The organism is Klugiella xanthotipulae, assembly GCF_006716695.1.
Classification (GTDB): domain Bacteria; phylum Actinomycetota; class Actinomycetes; order Actinomycetales; family Microbacteriaceae; genus Klugiella; species Klugiella xanthotipulae.
In genome coordinates this window covers 260,471-284,907 of record NZ_VFPN01000002.1, presented here as the reverse complement: position 1 = coordinate 284,907, position 24,437 = coordinate 260,471, and the positions used below count along the sequence as shown (strand labels likewise).

The window sequence follows — 24,437 nt, the reverse complement described above, 5'->3', positions numbered from 1 at the left end:
TTCTCATGACCACACCTTCCGCGATGACGGACGCCCAGAAACAGTCCGCGACTCCGCCAACGGAGCCCTGGAATACCCCCATTACCAAGAAGACCATCACCCAGGTGTCGATCATCTGCTTCATCGCCTGGGTCGCCTCCGTGTATGACTACACGCTCTTTGGCACCCTGCTTCCCGTGATCGCCGACGACTTCGGCTGGAGCTCCGGCGAAGCCACCATGATCAACACGTTTGCAACGGTGGGCGTCTTCATCGTCTCCCTCGTGGTGGGCACCATTCTTGACCGCTTGGGTCGTAAGCGCGCGCTTATCCTGCTCATGATCGGTGGTGCGGTCGCCTCCGGTCTTACCGGTGCCGTGATCGGTGCCGTGAGCCTCATCATCGTGCGCGCCTTCTCCGGCTTCTCGATGTCTGAAGAGGTGGTCAACGCCGTCTATCTGAACGAGATCTACAAGAAGGCCAAGAGCCGCGGCTTCATGTTTAGCCTTGTGCAGTCGGGCTGGCCCGTTGGTGCTCTTCTCTCGGCCGGTCTCTCGGCCATCCTGCTGCCGATTATCGGCTGGCGCTGGAGCTTCGTGTTTGCCGCCGTGCTCTCACTCATCGTCGTTGCCCTCGCCTCACGCCTGCCCGAGTCGCCCACATTTGCCGCGATGAAGGAGGTGCGCCGCCGCCGTGAGGCTGGCGACGTTGACGGAGCCACTGCCCTGGCCGCCGAGCACGACCTGGAGGAGGCCAGCCACTACAAGACCGGTGTGAAGGATGTCTTCACCAAGGAGCTGCGCAAGAACACGATCTTCCTGTCCCTGGCCTGGTTCTTCAACTGGGTGGCCATTCAGGTGTTCTCGGTGCTCGGCACCACGGTGCTGGTGGAGGCGAAGGCCGTGTCCTTCGACAACGCCCTGCTGATTCTGGTGGCCGCCAACGCGGTGGGCTTCCTCGGTTATCTGGCGCACGGCTGGGTGGGTGACCGCCTGGGTCGCAAGCTCACGGTCACGCTCGGCTGGGTGCTGGGCGGCCTCTCCTCGATGATTATGCTGTTCGGTCCGAGCGATGCCACGTTTGTGATCTCGTTCTACGCCCTCACGCTGTTCTTCCTCACCGGACCCTACGCGGCGTTGCTCTTCCACATGGGTGAGTCCTTCCCGGCCCACGTGCGCGGTATGGGCACCAACGTGGCACATGTGATGGCCCCTGTCGGCGGTATCGCCGGTTCGTTCTTCCTTGGCGCGTTCCTGCTCGCCGGTGTTGACATGATGTGGGCCGCATTCTTCACCGGCTCGCTGGGCCTGTTTGCCTCGGGCCTGTGTATGCTCGGCACGCGTACCACCAACCGGATGGGCGACCACAAGAAGGCACAGGAGGACGCCGCATGAGTACCCAACGTGACGACCAGCTGTCGGGCCGGGTAGCCGTGATCTCGGGCGGTGCGAGCGGTATCGGTCAGGCCCTGGCCGTGGCCTACGCCCGCGCCGGTGCGCACAGTGTGATTGGTTACTATGCGGGCGACCCACACTCAAAAACCGAGACTGAAGAGCTCGTCCGTGCGGCCGGTGGCCGGTGCGTCACGGTTCCCGTTGACGTTCGTGACTACGAGCAGACCGAGGCCCTCGCCCAGGCGGCGATTGACAGCTTCGGCCGGCTGGACATTGCGGTTGCGGCGGCGGGTATCCTGCGGCGAAACTCCCTCGCGGAGATGACCGACGAGGCGTGGGATGACATGATGGCCGTTGACCTCACGGGCGTGATGCGGGTCTTCCGCTCGTGCTCGGCCCGGATGACGCAGGGCGGGGCCATGGTGGCCACCTCCTCCATCGCCGGTGGCGTCTACGGGTGGGAGGATCACTCGCACTACGCGGCGGCTAAATCGGGCCTGCTGGGGCTGTGTCGCTCGCTGGCTGTGGAGCTCGCTCCGCGCGGCATCCGGGTGAACACCGTGATCCCCGGTCTGATCGAGAGCCCACAGTCGCTCGACGCGAAGAACTCGCTCGGTAAGGAAGGACTCGATGCGGCCGGAGCGGGTATCCCCCTCGGCCGGGTGGGGAACGTGGACGAGGCGGCGCGCGTGCTCCGCTTCTTGACGAGTGCCGATTCCGCGTACATCACCGGCCAGGCGATCATCGCCGATGGCGGATTGTCGATTCGGTGGCCGAGCTGATGAGTGCGCAGAACGCGGGCCAGCTCGCCGGGAAGGTCGCCGTGGTGACGGGGGCCGCGAGCGGTATTGGCCAGGCCATTGCCGTGCTCTTCGCCGCCGAGGGGGCCGCCCTCGCGCTGTGCGATCTCTCTACCGAGCGCCTCGCAGAGACCAGTGCGCGCTGCGAGGCGGCCGGAGCCACCGTCTCGGCGCACGCCGTTGACGTGACCGACTCGGAGGCGGTGCGGGCGGTGATGGATGCCGTCGTTGCCACGCACGGTGGCATCCAGGTTCTCGTCAACAGTGCGGGTATCCTCGACGAGACGCCCCTGCTGGAGATGAGCGCGGAGACGTTCGACCGCACGATCGCGGTCGATCTGACAGGGATCTTCACCTCCTGCCGCTGGGCCGCACCCGTGATGGTGGCCGGTGGCGGTGGCCGGATCATCAACATCGCTTCTCAACTGGGCATCAAGGGCGGGGTGGGGCTCACCCACTACGCCGCGGCCAAAGCTGGTGTGATCGGTTTCACCAAGTCGCTCGCGCTTGAGCTGGCCCCGCACGGTGTGCTGGCCAACGTGATCGCGCCGGGGCCCATCTTTACCCCGCTCGTGGAGGGGCTCTCTGCCGAGTGGAAGGCAGCGAAGCAGGCCGAGCTGCCCCTCGGACGCTTCGGTTACGCGGACGAGGTCGCTCCTACCGCGCTGCTGCTCGCGAGCGACCCGGGCGGTAACCTGTACACGGGCCAGACGCTCGGCCCCAACAGCGGCGACGTGATGCCGTAGCCGACCCCAACCGATCTATCGAACAGGAAAAACCGTGTGTGGAGGATGCCCCGGAGGGTCCGTGATTTCGCCTCTGAGCGCTCATGTGACCCTCCGGGGCATCAAAGCCCGCGTCACCCGCGAACTGTCCGCGCGCTGCGCGCCGCGGTTCCGGCTCTCGACGTGTGGCGATTCGTGGCTCGTCACGGGGGCGACGGGGCGGCAGAGCGTCTGTTCCTCGTTGGAGGAGGCCGCCCTCGTGGTTGTGTCGGCCGTGCCCTCGGCGGGGCGGGTGCCCGCCGTCCTGGGGCGGGTTGTGCTCACCTCTACCCTGGACTCGGGGGTCGATATTCCGTTCCCTGACCCCGCATCCCTCTCACCGGCGGAGCTTGTTGACTGTCTGCTCTGGTTCGCCGCGACCCGGCCCCGGGAGCTGCATTGGGAACACGATGGTCACCCCGATTCTGAATCAGCTTTCATATAACGATTCTGTTGAACTGTGTCATCAATGGACGCATAATTGACGCCGGTCCGGCTTTGTGCTCTACCCTCTGTAGAGCGCCCTCGCGGTGCCCCACACGGGCAGCCGGGTCATTCGGGCTCGCCACACACCGTTGTCCTGGAGAGGATCACTGAATGTCCCACCCGCAGAAGCCCGCCGGATCGGGCCAGCCGACCTACGAGAAAAAAACGGGAAGCAACCGCAAGATCATCATCGGCGGCATAGCGATTATCGCCGCTCTCGCCATCTTTGGTGGTGCTTTCCTGCTCGGTCAGATGACGCGGGGAGCCGTCGATCCTCGGGGGTCGGGCACTGGAAAGGTTGATCCCAACGGCACCCTCACGGTGGGCCTCACCCTGGAACCCACGAATCTTGACATTCGGAAGACCGCGGGTGTTGCCCTCGACCAGGTGCTGATCGACAATGTGTACCAGGGGCTCGTGGGTCTGACCTCCGACCTCTCGATTCAGCCGGTGCTCGCTGAGTCGTACGAGGTGTCGGAGGATAGCCTCACCTACACCTTCACACTCAACGACGGGGTCACCTTCCACAGCGGGGCGGCCCTGACCGCGGAGGATGTCGCGTGGTCGCTCAACGAGACCCGTACGAATGCCGATTTTAAAGCCAACGCCGACCTCGCTGATATCGCGTCGGTGACGGCTCCCGACGGCTCCACGGTTGTGGTGATGCTCTCCCAACCCAACGCGCAGCTGCTCTGGTTGCTCGCCGGCCGTGCCGGTCTCATCTACGAGCAGGCCGCAACAATCGACTACGCCACGGCAACCAATGGCACCGGTCCCTACACGCTCGGCACCTGGAAGCAGGGCGACAGCGTGACCCTGACCCGGGTTGACAGCTATTGGGGCGACGCGGCGACGCTGAAATCCGTCGTTTTCCGCTACATCAAGGATGGCAATGCCGCCCTCAATGCGGCCCTGAGTGGCGATATCGACGTGCACACGGCTGTGCTCCCCAACCTGCTCAGCCAGTACGAGGGCCAGGAGAACTTTACTCTCGTCAACGCTGAGGGCACCGATGTCTTCACGCTTGCCTATAACAGCGGCCGTGCGCCGTTTGATGACCCGCGCGTGCGCGAGGCCTTCAGTCAGGCGATTGACGAGGATGCGCTGATCGCGGCCATTGAGAATACGGGTAAGCCGCTGGGCAGCCCCATCACCTCCCTTGAGCCTGGTTATGTGGACCTCACCTCGGTCAACGGGTATAACCCGGAGAACGCCAAAAAGCTGCTCGCGGAGGCCGGACAGGAGAACCTCACGGTGACGCTCACGCTGTCCAATAGCTACGATACAGACGTGCCCGAGTTGCTCGTTTCGCAGCTGGCCGATGTCGGTGTTAAGCTCACGCTCAACCAGGTCGAGTTCCCGAAGTGGATTGAGGATGTCTACACCAACAAAGACTACGATCTCAGCTTCGTTGACCACGCCGAAGCCCGCGACTTCAGTAACTACGCCAACCCGGACTACTACTTCAACTACACCAATCCGGAGGTTACAGCCCTCTACGAGAAGTCGCTGCGCGCGGACGGCCCCGAGCGGGAGGACCAACTCTTGCAGGAAGCTGCCACGCTCGTGGCGAAGGATGCGCCGGCCAAGTGGTTGTACAACTGGACCCCGACATCCGCCATCAACAACCGCGTGACAGGTTTCCCCCGGGCCGGGACAAACTCACGAATCAACCTCGCGGGCGTTACAGTTACTGAGTGACCCGATTTCTTGTCGTTCGTCTCCTGAACCTCTTTATCGGGTTGCTGGTGGCGAGCGCGATGATTTTTCTCACCCTGCGCATCCTGCCGGGTGATGTTGCCCAGGTAATTGCGGGGACGCAGGCCACGCCGGAACGCGTGGCCGCCATCCGCACCTCCCTGGGGCTGGACCGCCCGCTACTCGCCCAGTACGGCGAGTGGCTGGCTGGCCTGTTTCGCCTCGACCTGGGCACCTCCGTGGTTACGGGCACCCCCGTGGCCACCGAGCTCACCCAGAAGCTACAGGTCACGTTTCCGCTCGCGGCGCTGTCTCTGTTCATCGGGGGGCTGATCGCGTTTCCGCTGGGTATTCTTGCCGCGCTCTGGCACCGTCGCGTTGTGGGCCGCGCGATCACGGTGCTGTCGATTACGGCTGCCGCCGTGCCCGTTGTGTGGGCCGGCCTGATGATGATCGCTATCTTCTCCGGCTGGCTCGATATTCTCCCCTCACAGGGGTTCCCCGTGGCGGGGTGGGCTGACCCGGGCCGGGCCTTCCGCTCGCTGCTGCTACCCGCGCTCACGATTGGCCTAATCGAGGGTGCCGTGCTGCTGCGCTTTGTACGCAGCGCCACGCTGTCCGCACTCGGCGCCGACCACGTGCGCACGGCCGCCGCGCGCGGCCTCACCCGAACGCGGGCGCTCATCACGCACGGCCTGCCCGTTGTGGGACTTTCGCTCGTGTCGATTCTCGGCCTCCAGATTGCCGCGCTCGTGGTCGGGGCTGTTGTGGTCGAGCAGCTGTTCAGCCTGCCGGGGGTGGGCCGGATGCTTGTGGTTGATGTGGGCAACCGTGACCTGTCCAAGGTGCAGAGCGAGGTGCTGGTCATCACGGCGATCATCCTCATCGTGGGCACCGTGATCGACATCACCCACCGCATCATTGATCCTCGCCAGCTCGACAACGAGGCGGTGAGAGACGCGTGAGTCGCCCCTCCGCCGCTCCGATGGAGCGGGCACCGTTCATCGCCCCGCGACACCGTAGTTGGGTGATCCGCCTGCTGCGCCACCCCACGGGGGCCGTCTCGCTCGGTGTTATCGCGATCGTTTGCCTCGCGGCCGCCGTATCCTTCGTCTGGACCCCCTACAATCCATCCTCGGCCGATGCCTACGCGCGCTGGCTCGCCCCCTCTGGGGCGCACCTCTTAGGTACGGATGCCGTGGGCAGAGACACCCTCTCCCGCCTGATGCTCGGTGCGCGCGTGACGGTCGTTGTCGCCACCGTCGCCACGGCGCTCGCTGCGGTGTGTGGCACGGTTCTCGCGGTGGTGGGCACGTTCAGCTACCGTGTTGTGCGCGAGCCCATTGCGGTACTGATCGACGTGCTGATCGCGTTTCCCACGCTCCTGATTGCGATGATGCTCGCGGCGAGTTTCGGCGGATCGACCGCGGTGGTGATCGTCGCCGTTGGTATCAGTAACGGCGTCAACATTGCCCGGGTGCTGCGCCCCGAGATTCGGCAGGTGGCCGGTTCCGACTTTGTGCGTGCCGCGCGCGCCTGCGGGGTGAGTAAGCCCGGTATCCTGTGGCGACACATCCTGCCCGGCGTAACTCCCGTGTTTATTGTGCAGCTGTCGCTCACCGCGGCGTTGTCGATTCTTGCCGAGGCCGGTCTCAGCTTCCTGGGCTTCGGCGCACCGTCGGCGTCCTCCTCCTGGGGGCGGATGCTCGCCGAAACCCAGAAATACGTTACCGCCTATCCGCTTGCCGTCGTGTGGCCCGGTCTGGCCGTTACCATCACGGTGCTCGCTTTTCACCTGCTGGGTGACGCTCTGCGTGAGGTGACTGACCCGCAGCTCACCCGCTACGACGGTACCAACCGCGCGATGCGTCAATTACGAACGCTGGTGGGTCCGCGATGAGTCTGGTGGTGAGTGGCCTGTCGATCAGTATCGGAGGCACCCTGGTGGTGGACGATATCAGTTTTTCGGTGCCCGACGGCCAGCGTTTCGGCATTATCGGCGAATCAGGATCGGGCAAGTCGATGACGGCGCTCGCCCTGCTCGGCCTGCTGCCGGAGGAGGCGCTCGTGACGGGCAGCATCCTCTACCAGGATCGCGAGCTGGTGGGCCTGCGTGACCGCGACTTCGCGGCCGTGCGCGGTGATCAGATCGGCATCGTGTTCCAGGAGCCACAGACGGCACTCAGCCCGCTGCGACGGCTGGGCGCACAGATGACGGCGGCGCTGCGCATCCACTACACCCTCAGCCGTGCCCAGGCACAGGAGGCGGCGATTGACCTGGCCACGCGCGTGGGGCTGCCGAATCCAGAGTCGATCGTGCGTGCCTACCCGCATCAGGTGTCGGGTGGTCAGCGGCAGCGTGCGGCCATCGCGGCGGCCATCGCGGCCGGTCCCGATCTGCTCGTTGCCGACGAGCCCACGACGGCGCTTGATGTGACCGTCCAGGCCGAGATCCTTGACCTGTTCCGTCGGCTGAGCGAGGAGGGTGGCACGAGCCTCATCTTTATTACGCACGACCTGGCGGTGCTCCGGCAGATCGCCGACCGGATGATCGTGCTCGACGGGGGGCGCGTGGTGGAGCAGGGGAGCGTGACGTCGGTGTTGCGCAACCCGCAGCATCCGAGTACCAGAGCCCTCGTGGCGGCGGCTCACGCGACCGCCTGGAAACGACCGGAGGCCCGCCCGTGACCGATCCCGCCGCCCCGCTGATCGTGGCCGATCGCATCTGCCGCGATTACCGTCTGCCCCGCGCTACCCTCTGGGGTCCCCGCCCGGTGCGGAGTGCGCTGCGGGAAGTCTCGCTCACGGTGCACGAGGGGGAGTCGGTGGCCGTCATCGGTGAATCCGGCTCGGGGAAGACAACCCTGGTGCGCATCCTGCTCGGTCTGGGTACCCCCACGCGGGGTACCGTCACGTTTGACGGCCGACTCGTGACCGGCACACCCCGCAGCCGGATGCTGTGGTTGCGCCGCGAGAGCGGCATCGTCTTCCAAGATCCCTACGCGTCTCTCGATCCGCGGATGACCGCCGGTCAGATCATTGCGGAGCCCCTGCGCGCCCTCGACATCCCGGGTAACCATCAGGACCGGGTCGCCGAGGTGCTCGACCAGGTGGGTCTGACGCGCGACAGTGTGGAGCGCTACCCCAACGAATTCTCCGGCGGTCAGCGTCAGCGCATCGCCCTCGCCCGCGCGATTGCGCATAAGCCCCGTGTGCTCGTGGGGGATGAGCCGGTGAGCGCTCTCGACGTCACCGTGCGGGCCCAGGTGCTTGACCTGCTCACCCAGCTGCGCCATGAGCTCGACCTCACGCTCGTGATTGTCTCGCACGATATCGGCCTGGTGCAGGGAATGAGCGACACCGTCTACGTGATGACCGACGGCTCCGTGGTGGAGTCGGGCCGAGTCGAGCGTGTCCTCGCCGACCCCCAGCACTCATACACCCGTAAGCTTCTCGCCTCCGTACCCACCTTCGACGATTAGGTCTCATCTTGGATATCTCACTCACCCACCCGGAGGTCGTCGCTCTCGTCTCCCGTCGCCTCCCCGACTACCTCGTCAACCTCCGCGAGGAGGACGGTGTGTACCGCGTGGATGTGCTGTTGCGCAAGGTGCCGGGAGGTGGTACTAAAGTCGCTCTCGCGGCCGCACTCTTTGGTAGGGTGACCCTCGTGCTGCGGCCCGCCGTGGACGCACCACCGGCGGCTCCCACGGGCGTACGGGTCGCGATGAGCGTCGAGTCGGCCGGTGTCCCGGCCGGGGAGGTGCTGGGCGCGGTCAATATCGTGATTGCCGAGGTGGTTGCCAACCGTAATCTCGTGGGCACGGTCGCCGCGTCAATCACCGGCGGTGTAATGACGGTCGGGGCGGATGCCGCGGCCATTCTCGCCCGTGAACTTCCGCCGTTCCGCCTGGCGGCCCTCACCTATACGGCGGAGGGCGTCCAGGCCACGGCCTCGCTCAACTGAGCCGCGGCGGTGAGGAGCAGCGCATCCCGTCCGAAGCCCCCGACTAACTGCACGCTCATGGGCAGTGCCCGCTCGGTGAATTCGACGCGGTACCGGCCGACGGGCAGGGTGATGGCGGGCATCCCGGCCACGTTGATCGCCGAGGTAAACGGCGAGTAACGCACCTGCTGGGCAAAGTTGGTGTCGGGATCCGCCGAGTGGGAGCCGACGGGCCGCGGGCTCTGGCCGAGGGCGGGGGTGAGTACCAGATCGTAGGGCGCAGCGGCCTCTCGCAGTGAACGGCCGTATGTGGCCAGGTCTGCGTCGTTGCGGGCATTCTCTGCCGCGCTGAGCGCGCGACCGCGGTGCATCAATTCGCGGGTGACAGGTTCGAGCCGCGCCTCCTCGTTCGGTGTGGACACGGGAAGGCTCGCCGCCGAGCGCTGCCAGGCGGTTGTGAAGATGTGCGCGTAGTCGAGGCGGGGGTAGGTGAACTCTTCTTGGATGATGTCGTGACCGAGTGCGGTGAGGGCTGCCAGGGCGTCCTCATAGGCGGCCACGGCGGCGGGGTCGAGCGTTATCTCGTAGGCGTCGTCCCAGGCAGAGCTCCGGGTTGCCGCGATGCGGAGGCGACCCGGTGCGGATCGCAGGGCCGCACCGTAGCGCTCGCGGGTATCGCCCCTCATCCCGTCGAGAAGGAGGGCGGCGCCGGCCACCGTGTGGGCGAGTGGCCCGGAGACCACACCGGTGTGTGTGGGCGGTGCGGCCGCGTCGGCAGGTACGAGCCCCCGGGTGGGTTTGATCCCCACGAGCCCTGTGGCCGCGGCGGGGATGCGTACCGAACCTCCGCCGTCGCTGCCGGGAGCCCAGGGCAGCATCCCCGAGGCGACCGCCGTGGCGGCACCACCGCTTGACCCGCCCGAGCCCAGGTGAGGGGCTTCCGGGTGTCGGGCGGGCGGGGCGACGGCGCTCTCGGTGTAGCCGTACAGACCATACTCCGGGGTGTTGGTTTTGCCGAGACTGACACAGCCCGCGGCCTCCAGGTCGCGCACGAGGGGATCAGAGACCGCCGGTATCTGGCCGCCCAACCGCGAGCCGAGACCCGTGGGGATGCCTGCGCGGGCGCAGAGGTCTTTATCGGCCAGGGGCATCCCCCAGAGCGGGGGCCGCGTCCCTGCGTCCCGGGGAATTCCCGCCCTCAGTAGCGCGTCGGCCCGGGCGAGCGCGGCCTCAGCCGTCACCGTGACGAATGCCCCCAACTCCGGGTTGAGTCGGTCAATCACGGCCAGGTAATGTTCAGCCGCCTCGCGCGGGGTCACGTTTCCGGCAGCCAATTCGTTGCGCAGGCCACTCGCGCTCAACTCACCATGTAAGGTCATGCTGTGATGCTACGCGATTGCAGCCCCGAGGCTTTTCCCGGTCTAAAATACCTGACAGAATGGCAATTATGACTGATGTTGCGCGGCGCTCCATTTCGATTGACGGGCTCTATAACCTTCGTGATATTGGCGGGCTGCGTGCCAGCGGTACGAGCACCCGATGGGGCACCCTGTATCGGTCGGATGGGCTGCATCACCTCACCGAGACGGGCCGCGAGCAGTTGGCCCGATTGGGGATCAGGACTGTGATTGATCTGCGCGACGATGAGGAGCGCACCGTTGCGCCCAGTCGTACCGGTGGCCTCACCTTTGCGACCGTCTCCTCGCCCATCTTTCAGGGGGTCGGCAGTGTCCTTTCCGGCCCCAACATCACGCTCATCGAGTTTTACCGCGCCCTGATCGACGGGTTTGCCGAGGAGTACGCCGCCGCCGTGCGACTCCTCTCGCAGGCCCAGAACGCCCCCGTCCTCGTGCACTGTACGGCGGGTAAGGACCGCACGGGAATTGTGATCGCGCTCGCGCTCGCGGCCGCGGGGGTTGACCGCGACGACATCATTGACGACTATTCACTCACCCAGGACAACCTGGCCGGTGAGTGGCTGGACCGGCACCTGGCGATGGTCACCCGGATGGGCTTACCGATTACCCCCGCGTTGCGCGCCCTCGTCGGGGAGAGCCCCCGCCGGGTGATCGCCGATACGCTCGCCCATGTCGAGGTCACCTGCGGTTCAGCCGCCAATTACCTGCTCAGCGGGGGTCTCACCGAGGACGAGCTGGCCACCCTGCGGCGGGTGATCCTCAACGATCCCCTCTAGCCGAGGGATGCGCGGGCTTCACGGATGATGCGGGCCAGTTCCACGGGCGCGTAGTCGTGCACGTTGTGTCCGGCTGCGACCTCAACCACGCGGGCCTGGGGCAGGCGCTCGCGCCACTCGGCGAGCCCCGCTTCGGTGACAAAACCGTTGCTGGCGCGTACGAGCGTGAGGGGCACGCGGATGCGGGCCAGATCATCCCACAGCTCCGTGTAGTCGGTGCTGAATGTCTCCTCGCTGCCGGTGAGGTGGGCCAGGTGGTGCCGAAACTCATACCGACCGTCGGGGCGCACCCGCGTGTTGAGGAACACCCCACGTTTCAGGGCCGCCCGGTCTTCGCCGATGCCGAAGCGCACGGCCCGCTCCACGATCTCGTCGCGCGTGGCAAAGTCTCGCTGCCCCGAGATGAACTCGCGCACGGCGGCCGACCCGGTATCGGGTGTGATTCCTGGCGTCACGTCCACGATCACGAGGTGGTTAACAAGTTCGGGATGCTCGGCCGCGATGACCGCGGCTGTCAGTCCGCCGAGCGACTGGCCGACAAGCGTCTGCGGACGGCTCACTGCGCTGGTTATGAGCGCCGCGACGGGGGCCGCAATCGTCTGGGGCCGGTAGTCGGCGTCCACACGCCAGGCCGACTCGCCGTGTCCCGGCAGGTCAATGCTGAGCGCGGGTTCGCCGAGGGCTAGCACGGTGGGGTCGAAGGTGTGGGCGTTGAGGCCTGCACCGTGTAGGAGAGTGACGGTTGTCGGTTCGGTACCGTAACGCAGGGCGCTGAGCGTGGCGCCCGCGGGTCCGTGGCTGGTGCGGCGCACGGCCGGGATGCTCGCCGCACCAACGCGTTCGGCGTCGCCCGGCAGGAAGAAAAATTCGGTCGTCGGCTCCGGTGTGGTAGACATCCGACCAGACTAATCTGTCTCACGCTTTCCGTGCGCTGTGTGTGTCCCCGGTGGGTGCGGACAGGGTTCGCTCCCGAAACGACTGGAAAGTTAGGTGAGCCTGCCCTATAGTAATTCCTATGACGACCCCCATCCGCCGAGCGCACCGCAGCAGGGCGCTGGATATGCCCCTGTACCTCATTGTGGCTGACGAATCATCGCTCACCGAGTTGGAGGTCGGCCTCGCTACGCTTCCACTGTGCTCCCGGGGGCGCGTGTTTGTTGAGGTACAGCACAGCAGCCAGATTGAGTTTCTCGCCGCGCCGCCGCGGATGACCATCACCTGGTTTGTGCGCGAGAGCGCACGGCAGACCACGCCCCCCGGTATCACGGTGGGTCGCGCGGTGGCCGCGTGGGCGAGTGAGATGCTGTGCGGCGACGATTCCCGGGCGCAGCCGTGGCTCCTCGGTGCCGACAGCACTGTTGCTCCGGTGCGCGAGCTGCTGAGTAGGCCCGAGGTGCCGAGCGCACCCATCATGACCGCGGCGGCCTTCCGCCTGTAGCGGCATCGCTACGGTAGGTATCCGCCGTCCGCCAGCCCCGCCTCAATCTCGAAGCGGTTGGTGAGGGGGTTGCGGCCCGCGGCCGCGTTCAGAATCGGAAAGAGCAGGCCGTAGTCCTCCCACTGTTGCCGGTGCACAGCCTCGTGCCGTAACACAGCCGTTCCCGCGTTGTGCCGGGTGAGATAGCAGGCCCCCACGCAGGACCCGCCGCGGCGGAATGCCCAGCGGGGCATCCCGGTAAACACGTAGAGGCCGTTCCTGCGCTGTACCGGCCCGGTGCTCCACAGAAACCCCCACACGAATCCCACCGCCGTGGCGTATCGGTAGCCGAGTCGGGAGAGGGGCGAGTGGGTGAGGATGCCGCGCATACCGGCCCCTAGTCTGTCGGGGTGCTGGTCAGTGCGGCAATGACGCGCAGCACGGTCGTGAGGTCGTCACCGGCAGCATCCACGTCGGCGGGCGCAAACTCGCAGATGCCTGCCCCGGCAAGCTCCGCCGTTGCCCGCACCGCGCGGATGGATGCGGTGAGCTGGGAGACCGTCAGACCAAACGGCACGGGTACGTGCACGCTCTCAAACTCGGCCGGGTCGAGCACATCGAGGTCGATGTGGAGGTACGCGTGTGAGGAGCCCGTCGCACGCACGGCGTCGGCGACCGTCTCGGCGACGGTGACCCCGTCATCCACCTCCAGGGAGGACACCAGACGGATACCGAGCCGCTCAATCACGGCCAGCTCTGCATCGCCGTAGTCGCGTCCGCCCACGAGAATGAGCCGCGCGGGGTCAATCGGGGTCTCCGCGTTGTACGGGCTCTCGCCCTCGCCGAGGAGGGTTCGCAGCACCATACCCGAGAACGCCCCGCTCGGGGAGTCGTCAGCGGCGTTGAGGTCGCCGTGCGCGTCGAACCAGACAACCGCCAGGTTATCCGCCCCGTGTGTGGCTACGGCGTGCGTCACGCCGGCGAGGTCGGAGGCGCAGTCACCGCCCACCGTGATTGTGGGCTGGGTGAGCGTGTGTAGCACGGCCAGGGCACTATCGCGGTTGGACAGCACACTCGATAGCCGACGCACGCTGGTACCCAGGTTATCGCCAGCCCCGGACCGTACCTCCACGCGGTGCGTGTTGCTTGACGGGAGGTCATGGGCGAGCAGGTCGGCCCCATCAACCAGGCGCATGGCCCGGGCGGAGTCTGAACCCTGCCACTGCGGAAAAACAAGAAAATCGACGGTCATGGCGTGGCGTCCTTTCCGAGGGCGAACATCCCCATCGTACTCTGCACTCGCCTGCGGAGCCCGTGCGAATGTGCTACTCGGTCACAAAATCGATCAACTGCTCCACTCGACCGAGCAAGCTTGGCTCCAGGTCGTGGAAGCTGCGCACCCGGCCCAGGATGCGCTGCCAGGCTCGCGCGATGTCGGCCTGATCCTCGTGTGGCCAGCCGAACGCCTCGCAGATGCCGTGCTTCCACTCCATCGTGCGGGGCACGCTCGGCCACGCATCGAGGCCGAGGCGTTGCGGTTTGACTGACTGCCAGACATCCACGTAGGGGTGCCCCACAATCAGCACGTGGGCACCGTGCCGCCCCGCCATGATCTGCTCGGCCAGGCGACTCTCTTTGCTGCGGGGCACGAGGTGGTCTACGAGCACACCCACGCGCCGCTCACGGCTGGGCTGGAACGCGTCAAGCACCTCGGCGAGGTTATCCACTCCCGCCAGATACTCGACCACAACACCCTCAATACGCAGGTCGTCGCCCCACACTTTTTCGACCAGTTCGGCATCGTGTCGGCCCTCCACGAAGATGCGGCTGGGCAGGGCCGTGCGGGCACGCTGCTCCGCAACGGCGAACGATCCCGACGCGGTGCGGGCGCGGCCCGCCGGTGGCTGGCGCTGTGGCGGGACGAGGGTAACGCGTTCGCCGTCGATCAGGAAACCGTCGGTCACGGGGAAGGACCGCACGGTGCCACGCCAATCTTCTAGCTCCACGAAACCGCCGGAGAGACCCACGATCGCGCCGCACCACTCGCTCACGGTGTGCTCGATCACGAGGTCGCGCGCGGCCTCGACCGCCCGGGGGTCGGGGGCAGTAGCCCCCCGCCGCTCGCCGGAAAGGACGTCGTTACCGTATCTGTCGTGCGTTGTCACCACTTGAGAATAGGTCGGATACAGTGGAAGTCGCCTGAGGGCGCACCGCCCGCCACAAACAATCAGAGAGCATCCGGTGAGTCATACCCCCCATTTCCCCGCCGGGGCCGCGTGATGGCCGGACGCAACCTCTTCGTCGATCTTGCGCCGTTCCGGGCCAGTCGCGCCTTTACCCGACTCTGGGTGGGCAACTCGGTCGCGGGTATCGGCTCGCAGATGACCATCGTGGCGGTTGGCTTCCACATCTACGACCTCACCCACTCCACCCTCGCCGTCTCGCTCGTGGCCCTCTACTCGTTGCTGCCCATGATCGTTGCTGGCCTGCTGGGTGGGATGCTCGCCGACGCCCACGACCGTCGTACGGTCGCCCTGTGGTCGGCCGTCGTTGCCTGGCTGTGCGTGGGCGGACTTGCCGTCGTGGCCTGGGGCGGGCTTGACCTGCTCTGGCCCCTGTACCTGCTCACGACCGTGAACGCCGTGGCCAGCACCATCCTGAGTGCCGCCCGCTCCGCGATCATGCCGAGGTTACTCCCCGCTGATCTGCTCCCGGCTGCCGCCGCGCTTAACGGAATTGGTATGGGCGTGATGGTCACCGTTGGCCCCGCTCTGGCCGGTGTGCTCGTCTCCTCGGTGGGATTTGGCTGGACCTACAGCGTTGATGTGGTGCTCTTTACTGTTGCCTTCCTCGGCATCCTCACCCTGCCTCCCATCGTGCCGGACGGCACGGCCGAGGCCCCGGGGTGGCGCTCCCTGCGCGAGGGAGCCTCGTTCCTGAGACATGCCCCGAATGTGCGGATGACTTTTCTCCTCGACATTATCGCCATGACGTTTGGCTTTCCCCGGGTGCTCTACCCGGCCCTCGGTGCGATCCTGATGGGTGGTGGGGCCGTGACCGCGGGCATCCTCACCGCCGCATTCGCGTGCGGGGCGCTGCTCAGTTCGGTGTTCTCCGGTCCGCTCGGTTCGGTGCGCTGGCAGGGCCGGGCGATTGGGCGGGCGTTGACCGTGTACGGCATCTGCATCCTGGGCTTCGGCACGGTGGTGCTCACGATGGCGCTTGGTTGGTGGGGGCCGACGGGAACCGTGGGCGAGGCGCGTGTCGCCCCCATCATGTGGGGTTGTCTCTTCCTCGCCGGGGCGGGGGCGGCGGATAACGTGAGTTCGGTGTTTCGCACCACAATTCTGCAATCGGCCGTTCCGGATGCTATGCGCGGCAGGCTCCAGGGCCTCTTCATCGTCGTGGTCACGGGCGGTCCGCGCGTGGGCGACCTGTACGTGGGGCTGCTCGCCACGACGGCCCTGCTCTGGCTACCTCCGCTGTTGGGTGGCGTGATGATCGTGCTACTTGTGGCCATCCTGATGCGTACCGTGGGTTCCTTCGCCCGGTATGACGCACAGGCCCCCACGCCGTAGGCTGGGGGAGTGACCTCTTCACCCAGCACACCCACCCGTACCACGCCCGCCGCCGGACCGTCCCGGGTGGCCGGGGCCTTCCTGCTCGACCTGGTGTTGGTGGTGATCTTTGTGCTGATCGGCCGTCGCAGCCACGCCGAAAGTTTCGACGTGCTGGGTGCCCTCAACGCGATCTGGCCGTTTGTCAGCGGGATGCTCGTGGGCTGGCTGATCTCGCGGGCCTGGCGTGCGCCGCTGGGCATCCTGAACCCCGGTGTGATCGTCTGGCTGTGCACGGTTGCCGGTGGCATGCTGCTGCGCGTGGCGAGCGGCCAGGGTGTTCAGCTGAGTTTCGTTATCGTGGCGAGCGTCGCCACGGCGCTGTTTCTGTTGGGTTGGCGGCTTGTCGCGCTCTTCGCGGTGAGGCGTCGGCGGGCGTAGACGCAACCCCTTTCTTTTGTGCGTGCGGGCGCGTACATTGTGCCCATGTCGCCAACACTTTTTGTGAACCTGCCGGTTACGAACCTGGCCGCTGCCACCGAGTTTTATCGCGGTCTCGGTTTTTCTCTTGACGGGCGATTCACCGACGAGAACGCGGCGAGCGTGATCGTGTCGGACACGATCATGGTGATGCTGTTGACCGAGGAGTCCTTCGCCCGGTTCACCGACAAACAGATCATCAACTCCAATACCCACATTGAGGTGATTACCTCCCTGGGTCTCGCCTCCCGGGCGGAGGTGGACGCGCTCGCCGACCGCGCCTACGCGATGGGGGCTATCGCCCCGAAAGACCCGACGGATGAGGGCTTCCTGTATCTGCGCACCTTCCAGGATCCGGACGGGCATGCGTGGGAAGTCTGTTATCTCGACGAGAGCGCGATTCCCGAGGGCGCGTTACCTGCGGGCACCGACCCGGCTTCAGAATAGGATTTTGCCATGAACATCGACATCAACTGGCTCGCTGTGGTTGCGGCCGCCCTCTCCACCATGATTGTTGGCGCGGTGTTCTACGCGCCACCCGTGTTTGGTAACGTCTGGATGCGGTGGACGGGCCGTGATCCCGAGTCCACGGAGGGCGGGTCGCCGTGGATCTTTGTCGGTGCCTTCCTCGCGAGCGTGGTGACCGCGACTGTGCTGGCCGGGGTGGTTTTCCTGGCCTACGCCTTCTGGGGTGGGACTTTTCTCGGGATCGCCGTGCTAACGGGACTCGCACTGTGGCTGGGTTTTACGGCCGCACGGCTCCTGGTGCACGACCTCTTCGACCTGCGCACGCTCAAGCTCACGGCACTCAACAGCCTGCATGAGCTCATCACCATTGTGGTGATGGCGTTGATTATTGGGGTGTGGCCGCCCGCGGGGGTGGTGTAGCCGATTTGACTCTGCCAGTGTGGGAGAGTGTCGAATCGAATCATGGATAGTGACGGCGCAGGGATGCTGCGTATCGGGGTGTTTTCTCAGGTCACGCGCATCAGTGTGCGAATGCTGAGGTACTACCAGGACTACGGTCTCCTGGTACCCGTGTGGGTGGACCCGGATTCTGGGTACCGCTACTACGGGTCGGAGCAGCTAGAAACCGCCCGGCTGGTGACCGGCCTTCGCGAGGCCGGATTCTCAGTCGAAGCCTCCCGTGATGTGCTCTCTGCCCGTGACGATCCTGCACGCGTGCGCACCCTGATGGATGACCAGCGGAAACGGCTTGAGGCCGAACGCGGCGAGTTGTCCCGGCGGGTGGCGGCGTTCGTTCACATGAGTTCGATGATCAAGGAGCATCCTATGGAATTTACCGTTGAGACCAGAACCCTGCCGGCGATGACCGTCGCCACACTGCGCGACACCATCGGCAGCTACCCGGAGGAGGGCCGCCTGTGGGAGGCCATGATGCCGCTCACCGTCCGCTCGGCCGCAACCTTCCCCGCGGGCGGCCTCGCGGGGGCGACGTTCTACGATGAGGGCTACCGGGAGTCGGATGTTGACGTTGAGCTCTGGGTGCAGGTCGCCGCGCCCTTCACCCCGGTGGCGCCGCTGCGCTGCGTGGAGGTGCCCGAACGTGAGATTGTGTGCGCCACGCTGCGGGGTGACTACACGCTGACCGCGCAGGTGATGGCTTCCTTGGGGGCCTACATCGCTGAGCACACGCTCAACACGGGGCCGATGTTTAACATCTACCGCGTGGGGCCGGGGCAGAACCCCGATCCGAGCACCTGGGTCACGGATATCTGTCTCCCCATCGTGGCCGACTAGCCGTCACCGTGGCGCGGTGGAGGGCTCGATCTGTTCACCCTCGTTCGCAAATCGGGTCAGTAGCGTTGCGAAGACGCTGAGTTCTGAACTGCTCCACCGGGCGACGAGGCGTGCGAGGTAGCCCTCACGAAATGCCTGGGCGGAGTGAGCGAGTTTTTCGCCCTCCTCTGTGAGGTGAAGCGCTGCTGCGCGCGGGTCTCGGGGGCTCGGAGTTCTGCTGACCATGCCGATAGCAACAGCCTTGTTGACCAGGCGGCTTGCGGTGGAGGGGGTGACGTCTAAGCGGGTGGCGACCTCTGCGATATGGACGGGGGTGTGGGCCGGGCCGTCGGGGTATCGGAGGCGGGTGATCGCGTCCACAATCAGGACGGTGGACGTATCAATCGGTGTCCCCTGCTCGGTCGTCACCCTCGACGGTGCCTCCCAGATGCGGCGAAGGCGCAGTAGGGCATCGTCGATAGCGGAGAGATCATGTCGCATACATGTACTATACATGCATGACGATCTCTCCTGTTCTTGTCACCGGCGCAACCGGCACGGTTGGCGCGCACGTTACTGAGGGGCTCCTCGCGGCAGGACTTTCTGTCCGGGCTGCAGGCCGTACCGCGCAGAGTGTGCGTTCACGGTTCGGCGACCGAGTCGAAGCGATTGAGTTTGACTTTACCGATCCGGCAACCTGGGCTGCGGCCTGTGACGGTGTGACCTCAATGTTCCTGATGCGTCCGCCGCAGCTCGGTGCGCCCAAGAAACAGATGCTACCCGCACTCGAATACGCACGGTCTATCGGCGTAAAATTCTTCGTTTTCCTCTCGCTTCAGGGGGCCGAGGGCAACAAGATCGTCCCCCACGCGGTGATCGAAGCGTGGCTGCGTGACACCGCGGGGGTGGACTACTGCTTTGTACGTCCCTCATTCTTTATGCAGAATCTTTTGACGACCCATCTCGGCGATATCCGGGATCGGGGTGAGATTCTCATTCCCGCCGGAACGGGTCGCACCGCATTTGTTGATGCCATTGACGTTGCAGCCGTTGCCTCCGCGGCGCTCCTTCGACCGGATCTGCATAGCAATGTGGCGTATACCCCCACGGGTCCGGCGGCACTCACCTACACCGAGATCGCCGCCGAACTCTCTCGCGTGCTCGGCCGAACCATCCGTTATTCGCAACCCGGTGTGTTTCGGTTCGCCCGTCACGCCCGTCGTACCCTGCGAATGCCGTGGGGGATGGTTGGTGTCACCTGCGCGATCTATACGATTGCCCGGTGGGGTAAGGCCGGGGGTCTCACGGATGACGTTCGTCTGGTCACCGGGCGGTCACCGGGCGACTTCGGCAGTTTCGCACGCCGCGAGCGGGAGGTCTGGTCGCGCTGAGCGCCTTCCTTAAACCATACAAGGCACTACCTACCGAGCTGTCTCAATCGAGCGATAGGTGGTGCCTTGTGCGGTTATCTGGCCAAGCTTAGCCCATCCGGGGGTCACGTGGTGACGCGCTACGTGAGCAGCGCACGGATGTCCTCTGCAGTGAGCGCCGAGCCGAACAACGCCTCATCGTTCACCACCGCATCGAAGAGTGCCGCCTTGCGCTCCTTCAGCTTCATCACCTTCTCCTCGATTGTGCCTGCCGCGATCATCCGGTAGACCATGACGCTTTTATCCTGCCCGATGCGGTGGGTGCGGTCGATGGCCTGTGCTTCCGTTGCGGGATTCCACCAGGGGTCGAGCAGGAAGACGTAGTCGGCCTCGGTGAGGGTGAGTCCCACACCACCGGCCTTGAGGCTGATCAGGAAAACGTGGGCGTCACCCGTTTTAAACTCCTCAATGACGGTTCTCCGGTTGAGCGTGCTGCCGTCCAGGTAGGTGTAGCGGATACCGGCCGCATCCAGCCGTTCGGCCGCTTTCCCGAGGTACGTTGTGAACTGGCTAAAGACGAGTGCCCGGTGCCCTTCATGCACCACATCCCCGAGCTGTTCGAGGAGGGTGTCGAGCTTAGCGGAGGGGATCCCGGCGTACGCGTCGTCGAGGAGGGAGGCGTCCAGCGCGAGCATCCGCAGTAGGGTGAGTGAGCGGAAAACGATGAAGCGGTTGCGGTCAAGATCTTCGATCAGCCCCAGGAGCTTGCGACGCTCGCGTTGCAAGAAAACATCGTAGAGGTCGCGGTGTTCGGGGGTCAGCTCGATGTGGAGGGTCTGCTCCTGCTTCGCGGGCAGCTCGGGGGCGACAACTTCCTTGGTGCGGCGCAGCATAAACGGGCGGATGCGCCGCCGCAGTCGGTCCAGGCGTTCGGTGCGCAGGGTGGAGGCAGTTTCGACCGCGCTGCCGGCACCAGGGCCCGCGGTCACGCCGGCGGCTTCGGTTTCGATCGGCCGCACGTACTCCTCCACAAAGTGGCGACGTGAGGGGAACAGCCCGGGGGCCACGATTGCCGTGAGCGCGTGCAACTCGGTGAGGGAATTTTCGAGGGGGGTGCCGGTCACCGCGAGCTTAAACCGAACGGGCAGATCCCGCGCGCACTCGTGCACCCGGGAGGCGTGATTTTTCACAAACTGGGCCTCGTCGAGGATGAGCCCCGCCCACCCGGAGCCCGTAGCGACGGCCCGGTACGCGTCGATATCGAGGCGGAGGAGTGCGTAGCTGGTGACGACAATATCGGCCATGGCCGCGGCCTCCGAGAGGGACACGGTGCCCACGGCCTCCGTGGTCGTGATCTCGCATATCACCAGGTCGGGTGTGAAGCGCCGCGCCTCGGATACCCAGGTGGACACCACCGAGGTGGGAGCCACCACGAGGAACGGCTGCCTCGCCCCAGTCGGTGGCCGCGTCTCGGCGACGTGCTGCATGAGCGCGAGGCACTGAATCGTCTTACCCAGCCCCATATCGTCGGCGAGGATGGCCCCGAGCCGCTGCTGCCAGAGGACGGCCAGCCAGGAGAATCCCTCGGCCTGATAGGGGCGCAGCGTGGCGTTCAGCCCCCGGGGTGGCGTCACCGACTGCGGGGTGTCACCGCTCAGTCCTGCGACCAGGTCGCGCCACTCGCGGGCGGGTCTGGACTCGTCGGCCAGATCCTCAATATCGGCCCAGAGGCTCGTCTGGTACCTGCTCATCACGGGAGTTGTCTCCCACTCGGCAAGCTCGCCGGACGCGCTGATCAGTTCGGCAAGCGGGACCAGAGCCGGATGGGTGAGTGACAGGTAACGGCCATCCACCAGCAGAAGTTTGCGCGTGCCCGTTGCGAGCGCCCGGAAGAGCGGCGCAAAAGGAACATCCTGCCCGTCCACCGTCACGATCACGCCCAGGTCGAACCAGTCGGGCCGCTCGGTGGGTATCGTTGTGACGGTGAGTCGTGGGGTGCCGGTGAGCTCCTGATAGTGGGGGTCGGTGCCCGCAGATTCCACCCGTACACCGTGAATTTCCTGAAGTGCGGGCAGTATCCGCACGGCACACTCGGCGGCGTCGATCCCGCGTAGCCGGATGCTGCGGGGGAGGGCGGAGGTCTCGTCCGCACCGGCGAACCAGCTCTCCGGTATCACCCCCTCGGGCAGCAGATCCCGCACGCGGGGCGGTTCGCTCGCGCGTCGCCGGTGCTCCCACCTCCACGCGAGTGTGAGCGAGTGCCGAGGGCCGAAGGTTGCGGTGACGACGAGAGTGGGTGGAGCGAGAGGTGGCAGTGGTATCGAGACATCCGGGCTGGTCACCTCAATGCCCTCACGCAGCCGGGGGAGAAAGTCGCGGAGAAACTCGTCCGCCTCGGTGGCGGGAACGGTGATGCCGGTGGCGGCCCGGGAACTGCTCAACAGGGTCAGCTGCTCGCTGGTGAGTGGCATCTCCGTGGGGGCTACGCAGTAGGTGTGTGGCTTCGTGAGGGTGAATGTATAGATGCCGTGGGTGCCGATTGCGTGGGCGGCAGATACGGGCAGCGCACTGCCATCAATGGTGAGGGTGGGGCGCATTCGGATGCCGTCGGCATCCCGGGTCGCGGTGAGGTTCAGTGTGGCGCGCTCGCCCACCAGGACCCTTGCGGCGGCGGTGGGCCCTACACACGGAATACCGAGTTCTGCGGCCTGCCGTAGCAGCTGCCAGAGCACGGGATTGCCCCAGTCGCCAAGGAAAACCCAGTCCAGATCCTGCCCGGGGGTGGCCGGTGTACCGGCGCGGTGCAGGGCGACAAACTGGCAGAACCAGCGATGTTGGGCGGGGTCGAGATTCTGCCGGTTGAGCAGGTGCGGGATATTTGACCACGTGATGCTGCCCCGTGCCCACCCCCGGGCGGTGCGTGCCACGGGTCGCACAGCCAGGCGGTACTCGCCGTTACCGATGCCGTCCTGACCAGCGCGGCGAGGGGCACCCGCGGTTCGGGAGGTGGGGCCGTTCCACTTGGAGGTGGAGCGCGGAATGAGTTCGCGCAGTTCGAAGTACAGGGCGAGCGCGGTGTGTGCGTGTGTTCGCGGGCTGGCGGCCTCGCCGCCGCTAGTCGGCAGCAACTCGTTCAGCGCGATGCGCCAGGCATCCCCGTGCGGCTCAGCAGCGCTGTGGGGCTGCGCGGGGCGTGACATCCTGCAATGATCTCACAGACCCCGACACGAAAAGAGGGGCGGCGGGAATCCTCCCACCGCCCCTCAACGGGTCTATCCGCTCTTGCGGCGGAACTCCCGCTGATGCCCAGCGGGGCCGTGCGCCTGGTTGACGCGGCCGGTGCTGTCTCGGCGGTCCTCGCCCGTGCCCTGTGACTGCTTCTTTTTGCGGTCAAGAGCCTCGCGGAATTTGCGTTTACTCTCGTCGGACGCGGCCTGCGCGTCGTTGTCGGAACTCATCGTGAAACTCCCTGACTGGCGTTGAACTATCAACGTGCCGCACTGGATGTGCGACCCTGACAGTCTAACGAGCGTCGCCGACACGCGCCGAGCGTATCTACGCGGCGGGGGCGGGTTCGTGGTGTGAGTTGCCGCGCGACCCCAACCAACCATCGACCAGATCGACGAGCCGGTGTGCGACGGTTAGGGCGGCCACGATGAGGAAGATCCCCACAAAACCGCTGATCTGAACCTGATCTCGGAACATCACGTCGAGCACGGCGAGAAATACAAATTTGGAGAGGAAGAGCACCAGCCAGACGCCAAAGATCAGCCCCACCGTGCTCCAGGGGTGCTCGCTCCGCCGAAACGTTCGTGCCACGCGCACCTTGACCGCAAACGTTGCGGCGGTGAGCGCCTGCATCACGATTGCCATCGAGAAGGTGATGGAGTAGGAGGAGGTGACCAGGGTATCCGTGTAGTCGTTGAAAAAACCGAGGACCACACTGTAGAGCAGCACGCCGATAAGCATGGTGCGGAAGACGCTCTGCTGGGTGCTCGACGCGGGTGTGTCTGTCATGCGTTTACCGTAGGCGGAGGGCGGGTCGGGGGCAAGGGGGAGTTGTATTGTTCGTCGGAACCGCCCGCCGCTACGCCCTAGGCTGGGCGGATGACTACCGTCACGCAGATCCGGGTGTGGATCGTCTTCTTCATCGTTGCGCTCGTGCTGAGTGGCGTGACGGCCTTCCCCCTCGAAGCGGAGTTGCGGCTGGCCTCGACGGTGCTGCATAGCTCGCCGCTGGCCGATCTGCTGCCCGGCCTGCTGGAGTGGGTGGATCGGGTGCGCGACGGGCTCATTGACACCAATAACCGCTACTCATTTATGGCCTACTCCTCGGACTGGCTCGCGTTTGCGCACCTCGTGATTGCGGCGGCGTTCTGGGGCCCACTGCGCGACCCGATCCGCAACGTCTGGGTGATCCAGTGGGGGATGATTGCCTGCGCCGGTGTGCTTCCGCTCGCCCTCATCGCGGGTGCGGTTCGGGGGATTCCGCCGGGTTGGCAGCTGATTGATATGTCGTTTGGGGTGTTCGGGATCATCCCGCTGATTATTGTGTACCGGTTGATCCGGCGACTGGAGCGGGAGCGGACCGCGCCGCAGGGTAACCGGTAGG

At 65.6% G+C, this 24,437-nt stretch carries 28 protein-coding genes; 19 read left to right on the top strand and 9 right to left on the bottom strand.

Features of this window, described 5'->3' with window-relative positions:
* Window positions 1–5 precede the first annotated feature (5 nt).
* From FB466_RS07470 to FB466_RS07425, 10 genes are all read left to right on the top strand, one after another.
* Window positions 6–1,373 carry an MFS transporter gene (locus tag FB466_RS07470; protein ID WP_246054576.1) on the top strand — a complete coding sequence of 456 codons (1,368 nt, stop codon included), beginning with the start codon at window positions 6–8 and terminating at the stop codon, window positions 1,371–1,373.
* Window positions 1,370–2,155: an SDR family NAD(P)-dependent oxidoreductase gene (locus FB466_RS07465; protein WP_141917294.1), complete on the top strand. Its 786-nt coding sequence runs from the start codon at window positions 1,370–1,372 to the stop codon at window positions 2,153–2,155. Before FB466_RS07470 ends, FB466_RS07465 begins: the two co-directional genes overlap by 4 nt.
* Window positions 2,155–2,919: an SDR family NAD(P)-dependent oxidoreductase gene (locus FB466_RS07460; RefSeq protein WP_141917906.1), complete on the top strand. Its 765-nt coding sequence runs from the start codon at window positions 2,155–2,157 to the stop codon at window positions 2,917–2,919. The genes FB466_RS07465 and FB466_RS07460 overlap by 1 nt, the downstream gene beginning before the upstream one ends.
* A 61-nt stretch (window positions 2,920–2,980) precedes the next feature.
* Window positions 2,981–3,382, top strand: coding sequence for a hypothetical protein (locus FB466_RS13475; protein WP_170206061.1), 402 nt, complete (start codon window positions 2,981–2,983; stop codon window positions 3,380–3,382).
* Between the two features lie 152 nt (window positions 3,383–3,534).
* Complete coding sequence (locus tag FB466_RS07450; protein WP_141917292.1) at window positions 3,535–5,124, top strand: ABC transporter substrate-binding protein; 1,590 nt, start codon at window positions 3,535–3,537, stop codon at window positions 5,122–5,124.
* Window positions 5,121–6,086 (top strand): ABC transporter permease, encoded by a 966-nt coding sequence (locus FB466_RS07445; RefSeq protein WP_141917290.1) that lies wholly within the window; start codon window positions 5,121–5,123, stop codon window positions 6,084–6,086. Before FB466_RS07450 ends, FB466_RS07445 begins: the two co-directional genes overlap by 4 nt.
* Entirely contained in the window at window positions 6,083–7,021 is a 939-nt protein-coding gene (locus FB466_RS07440) for an ABC transporter permease (RefSeq protein WP_246054575.1), read from the top strand. The genes FB466_RS07445 and FB466_RS07440 overlap by 4 nt, the downstream gene beginning before the upstream one ends.
* Window positions 7,018–7,809, top strand: coding sequence for an ABC transporter ATP-binding protein (locus FB466_RS07435; RefSeq protein ID WP_141917288.1), 792 nt, complete (start codon window positions 7,018–7,020; stop codon window positions 7,807–7,809). The genes FB466_RS07440 and FB466_RS07435 overlap by 4 nt, the downstream gene beginning before the upstream one ends.
* Complete coding sequence (locus FB466_RS07430; protein ID WP_170206060.1) at window positions 7,806–8,603, top strand: ABC transporter ATP-binding protein; 798 nt, start codon at window positions 7,806–7,808, stop codon at window positions 8,601–8,603. Before FB466_RS07435 ends, FB466_RS07430 begins: the two co-directional genes overlap by 4 nt.
* Window positions 8,604–8,611: 8 nt before the next feature.
* Window positions 8,612–9,088 (top strand): hypothetical protein, encoded by a 477-nt coding sequence (locus FB466_RS07425; RefSeq protein ID WP_141917287.1) that lies wholly within the window; start codon window positions 8,612–8,614, stop codon window positions 9,086–9,088.
* Here FB466_RS07425 and FB466_RS07420 read toward each other — a convergent pair.
* Complete coding sequence (locus FB466_RS07420; RefSeq protein WP_141917285.1) at window positions 9,046–10,446, bottom strand: amidase; 1,401 nt, start codon at window positions 10,444–10,446, stop codon at window positions 9,046–9,048. The genes FB466_RS07425 and FB466_RS07420 overlap by 43 nt on opposite strands.
* A gap of 68 nt (window positions 10,447–10,514) precedes the next feature.
* Between FB466_RS07420 and FB466_RS07415 the strand changes: the two genes are divergently transcribed.
* Window positions 10,515–11,261 carry a tyrosine-protein phosphatase gene (locus FB466_RS07415; RefSeq protein ID WP_170206059.1) on the top strand — a complete coding sequence of 249 codons (747 nt, stop codon included), beginning with the start codon at window positions 10,515–10,517 and terminating at the stop codon, window positions 11,259–11,261.
* Here the strand turns inward: FB466_RS07415 and FB466_RS07410 are convergent.
* Entirely contained in the window at window positions 11,258–12,157 is a 900-nt protein-coding gene (locus tag FB466_RS07410) for an alpha/beta fold hydrolase (protein ID WP_141917282.1), read from the bottom strand. The genes FB466_RS07415 and FB466_RS07410 overlap by 4 nt on opposite strands.
* Window positions 12,158–12,276: 119 nt before the next feature.
* Between FB466_RS07410 and FB466_RS07405 the strand changes: the two genes are divergently transcribed.
* A complete protein-coding gene (locus FB466_RS07405; RefSeq protein ID WP_141917280.1) occupies window positions 12,277–12,699 on the top strand; it encodes an SIP domain-containing protein in 423 nt (140 codons plus the stop codon).
* An 8-nt stretch (window positions 12,700–12,707) separates the two neighbouring features.
* On the opposite strand, the gene FB466_RS07400 is transcribed toward FB466_RS07405, so the two are convergent.
* The 3 genes from FB466_RS07400 to FB466_RS07390 form a co-directional block, all read right to left on the bottom strand.
* A complete protein-coding gene (locus tag FB466_RS07400) occupies window positions 12,708–13,067 on the bottom strand; it encodes a Fe-S oxidoreductase (RefSeq protein ID WP_141917279.1) in 360 nt (119 codons plus the stop codon).
* A gap of 8 nt (window positions 13,068–13,075) precedes the next feature.
* Entirely contained in the window at window positions 13,076–13,930 is an 855-nt protein-coding gene (locus FB466_RS07395; protein ID WP_141917277.1) for an arginase family protein, read from the bottom strand.
* 73 nt (window positions 13,931–14,003) lie between these two features.
* Window positions 14,004–14,843 carry a DUF3097 domain-containing protein gene (locus FB466_RS07390; RefSeq protein WP_211344785.1) on the bottom strand — a complete coding sequence of 280 codons (840 nt, stop codon included), beginning with the start codon at window positions 14,841–14,843 and terminating at the stop codon, window positions 14,004–14,006.
* 114 nt (window positions 14,844–14,957) lie between these two features.
* On the opposite strand from FB466_RS07390, the gene FB466_RS07385 reads away from it, so the two are divergent.
* From FB466_RS07385 to FB466_RS07365, 5 genes are read left to right on the top strand one after another with little or no spacing between them, the layout of a single operon-like run.
* Window positions 14,958–16,256, top strand: coding sequence for an MFS transporter (locus FB466_RS07385; protein ID WP_141917274.1), 1,299 nt, complete (start codon window positions 14,958–14,960; stop codon window positions 16,254–16,256).
* 9 nt (window positions 16,257–16,265) lie between these two features.
* Window positions 16,266–16,676 (top strand): DUF3054 domain-containing protein, encoded by a 411-nt coding sequence (locus FB466_RS07380; RefSeq protein ID WP_342777450.1) that lies wholly within the window; start codon window positions 16,266–16,268, stop codon window positions 16,674–16,676.
* Window positions 16,677–16,721: 45 nt separating this feature from the next.
* Complete coding sequence (locus FB466_RS07375; RefSeq protein ID WP_141917273.1) at window positions 16,722–17,162, top strand: VOC family protein; 441 nt, start codon at window positions 16,722–16,724, stop codon at window positions 17,160–17,162.
* A 9-nt stretch (window positions 17,163–17,171) separates the two neighbouring features.
* Complete coding sequence (locus FB466_RS07370) at window positions 17,172–17,603, top strand: DUF1761 domain-containing protein (RefSeq protein ID WP_141917271.1); 432 nt, start codon at window positions 17,172–17,174, stop codon at window positions 17,601–17,603.
* A gap of 42 nt (window positions 17,604–17,645) precedes the next feature.
* On the top strand, window positions 17,646–18,476 hold the full coding sequence (locus tag FB466_RS07365) for a MerR family transcriptional regulator (protein ID WP_141917270.1): 831 nt from the start codon (window positions 17,646–17,648) through the stop codon (window positions 18,474–18,476).
* A 3-nt stretch (window positions 18,477–18,479) separates the two neighbouring features.
* On the opposite strand, the gene FB466_RS07360 is transcribed toward FB466_RS07365, so the two are convergent.
* The gene (locus tag FB466_RS07360; protein ID WP_170206058.1) at window positions 18,480–18,956 is read right to left on the bottom strand and encodes a MarR family winged helix-turn-helix transcriptional regulator; all 477 of its coding nucleotides are present in this window, start codon (window positions 18,954–18,956) and stop codon (window positions 18,480–18,482) included.
* Window positions 18,957–18,973: 17 nt separating this feature from the next.
* On the opposite strand from FB466_RS07360, the gene FB466_RS07355 reads away from it, so the two are divergent.
* Window positions 18,974–19,846: an NmrA family NAD(P)-binding protein gene (locus tag FB466_RS07355; protein ID WP_170206057.1), complete on the top strand. Its 873-nt coding sequence runs from the start codon at window positions 18,974–18,976 to the stop codon at window positions 19,844–19,846.
* Window positions 19,847–19,965: 119 nt separating this feature from the next.
* On the opposite strand, the gene FB466_RS07350 is transcribed toward FB466_RS07355, so the two are convergent.
* From FB466_RS07350 to FB466_RS07340, 3 genes are all read right to left on the bottom strand, one after another.
* Window positions 19,966–23,025 (bottom strand): DEAD/DEAH box helicase, encoded by a 3,060-nt coding sequence (locus FB466_RS07350; protein ID WP_141917265.1) that lies wholly within the window; start codon window positions 23,023–23,025, stop codon window positions 19,966–19,968.
* Window positions 23,026–23,097: 72 nt separating this feature from the next.
* Window positions 23,098–23,283 carry a DUF5302 domain-containing protein gene (locus FB466_RS07345; protein WP_141917263.1) on the bottom strand — a complete coding sequence of 62 codons (186 nt, stop codon included), beginning with the start codon at window positions 23,281–23,283 and terminating at the stop codon, window positions 23,098–23,100.
* 97 nt (window positions 23,284–23,380) lie between these two features.
* The gene (locus FB466_RS07340; RefSeq protein WP_141917262.1) at window positions 23,381–23,842 is read right to left on the bottom strand and encodes a hypothetical protein; all 462 of its coding nucleotides are present in this window, start codon (window positions 23,840–23,842) and stop codon (window positions 23,381–23,383) included.
* Window positions 23,843–23,932: 90 nt separating this feature from the next.
* On the opposite strand from FB466_RS07340, the gene FB466_RS07335 reads away from it, so the two are divergent.
* Window positions 23,933–24,436: a hypothetical protein gene (locus tag FB466_RS07335; protein WP_141917260.1), complete on the top strand. Its 504-nt coding sequence runs from the start codon at window positions 23,933–23,935 to the stop codon at window positions 24,434–24,436.
* The last annotated feature ends 1 nt before the right edge of the window (window position 24,437 follow it).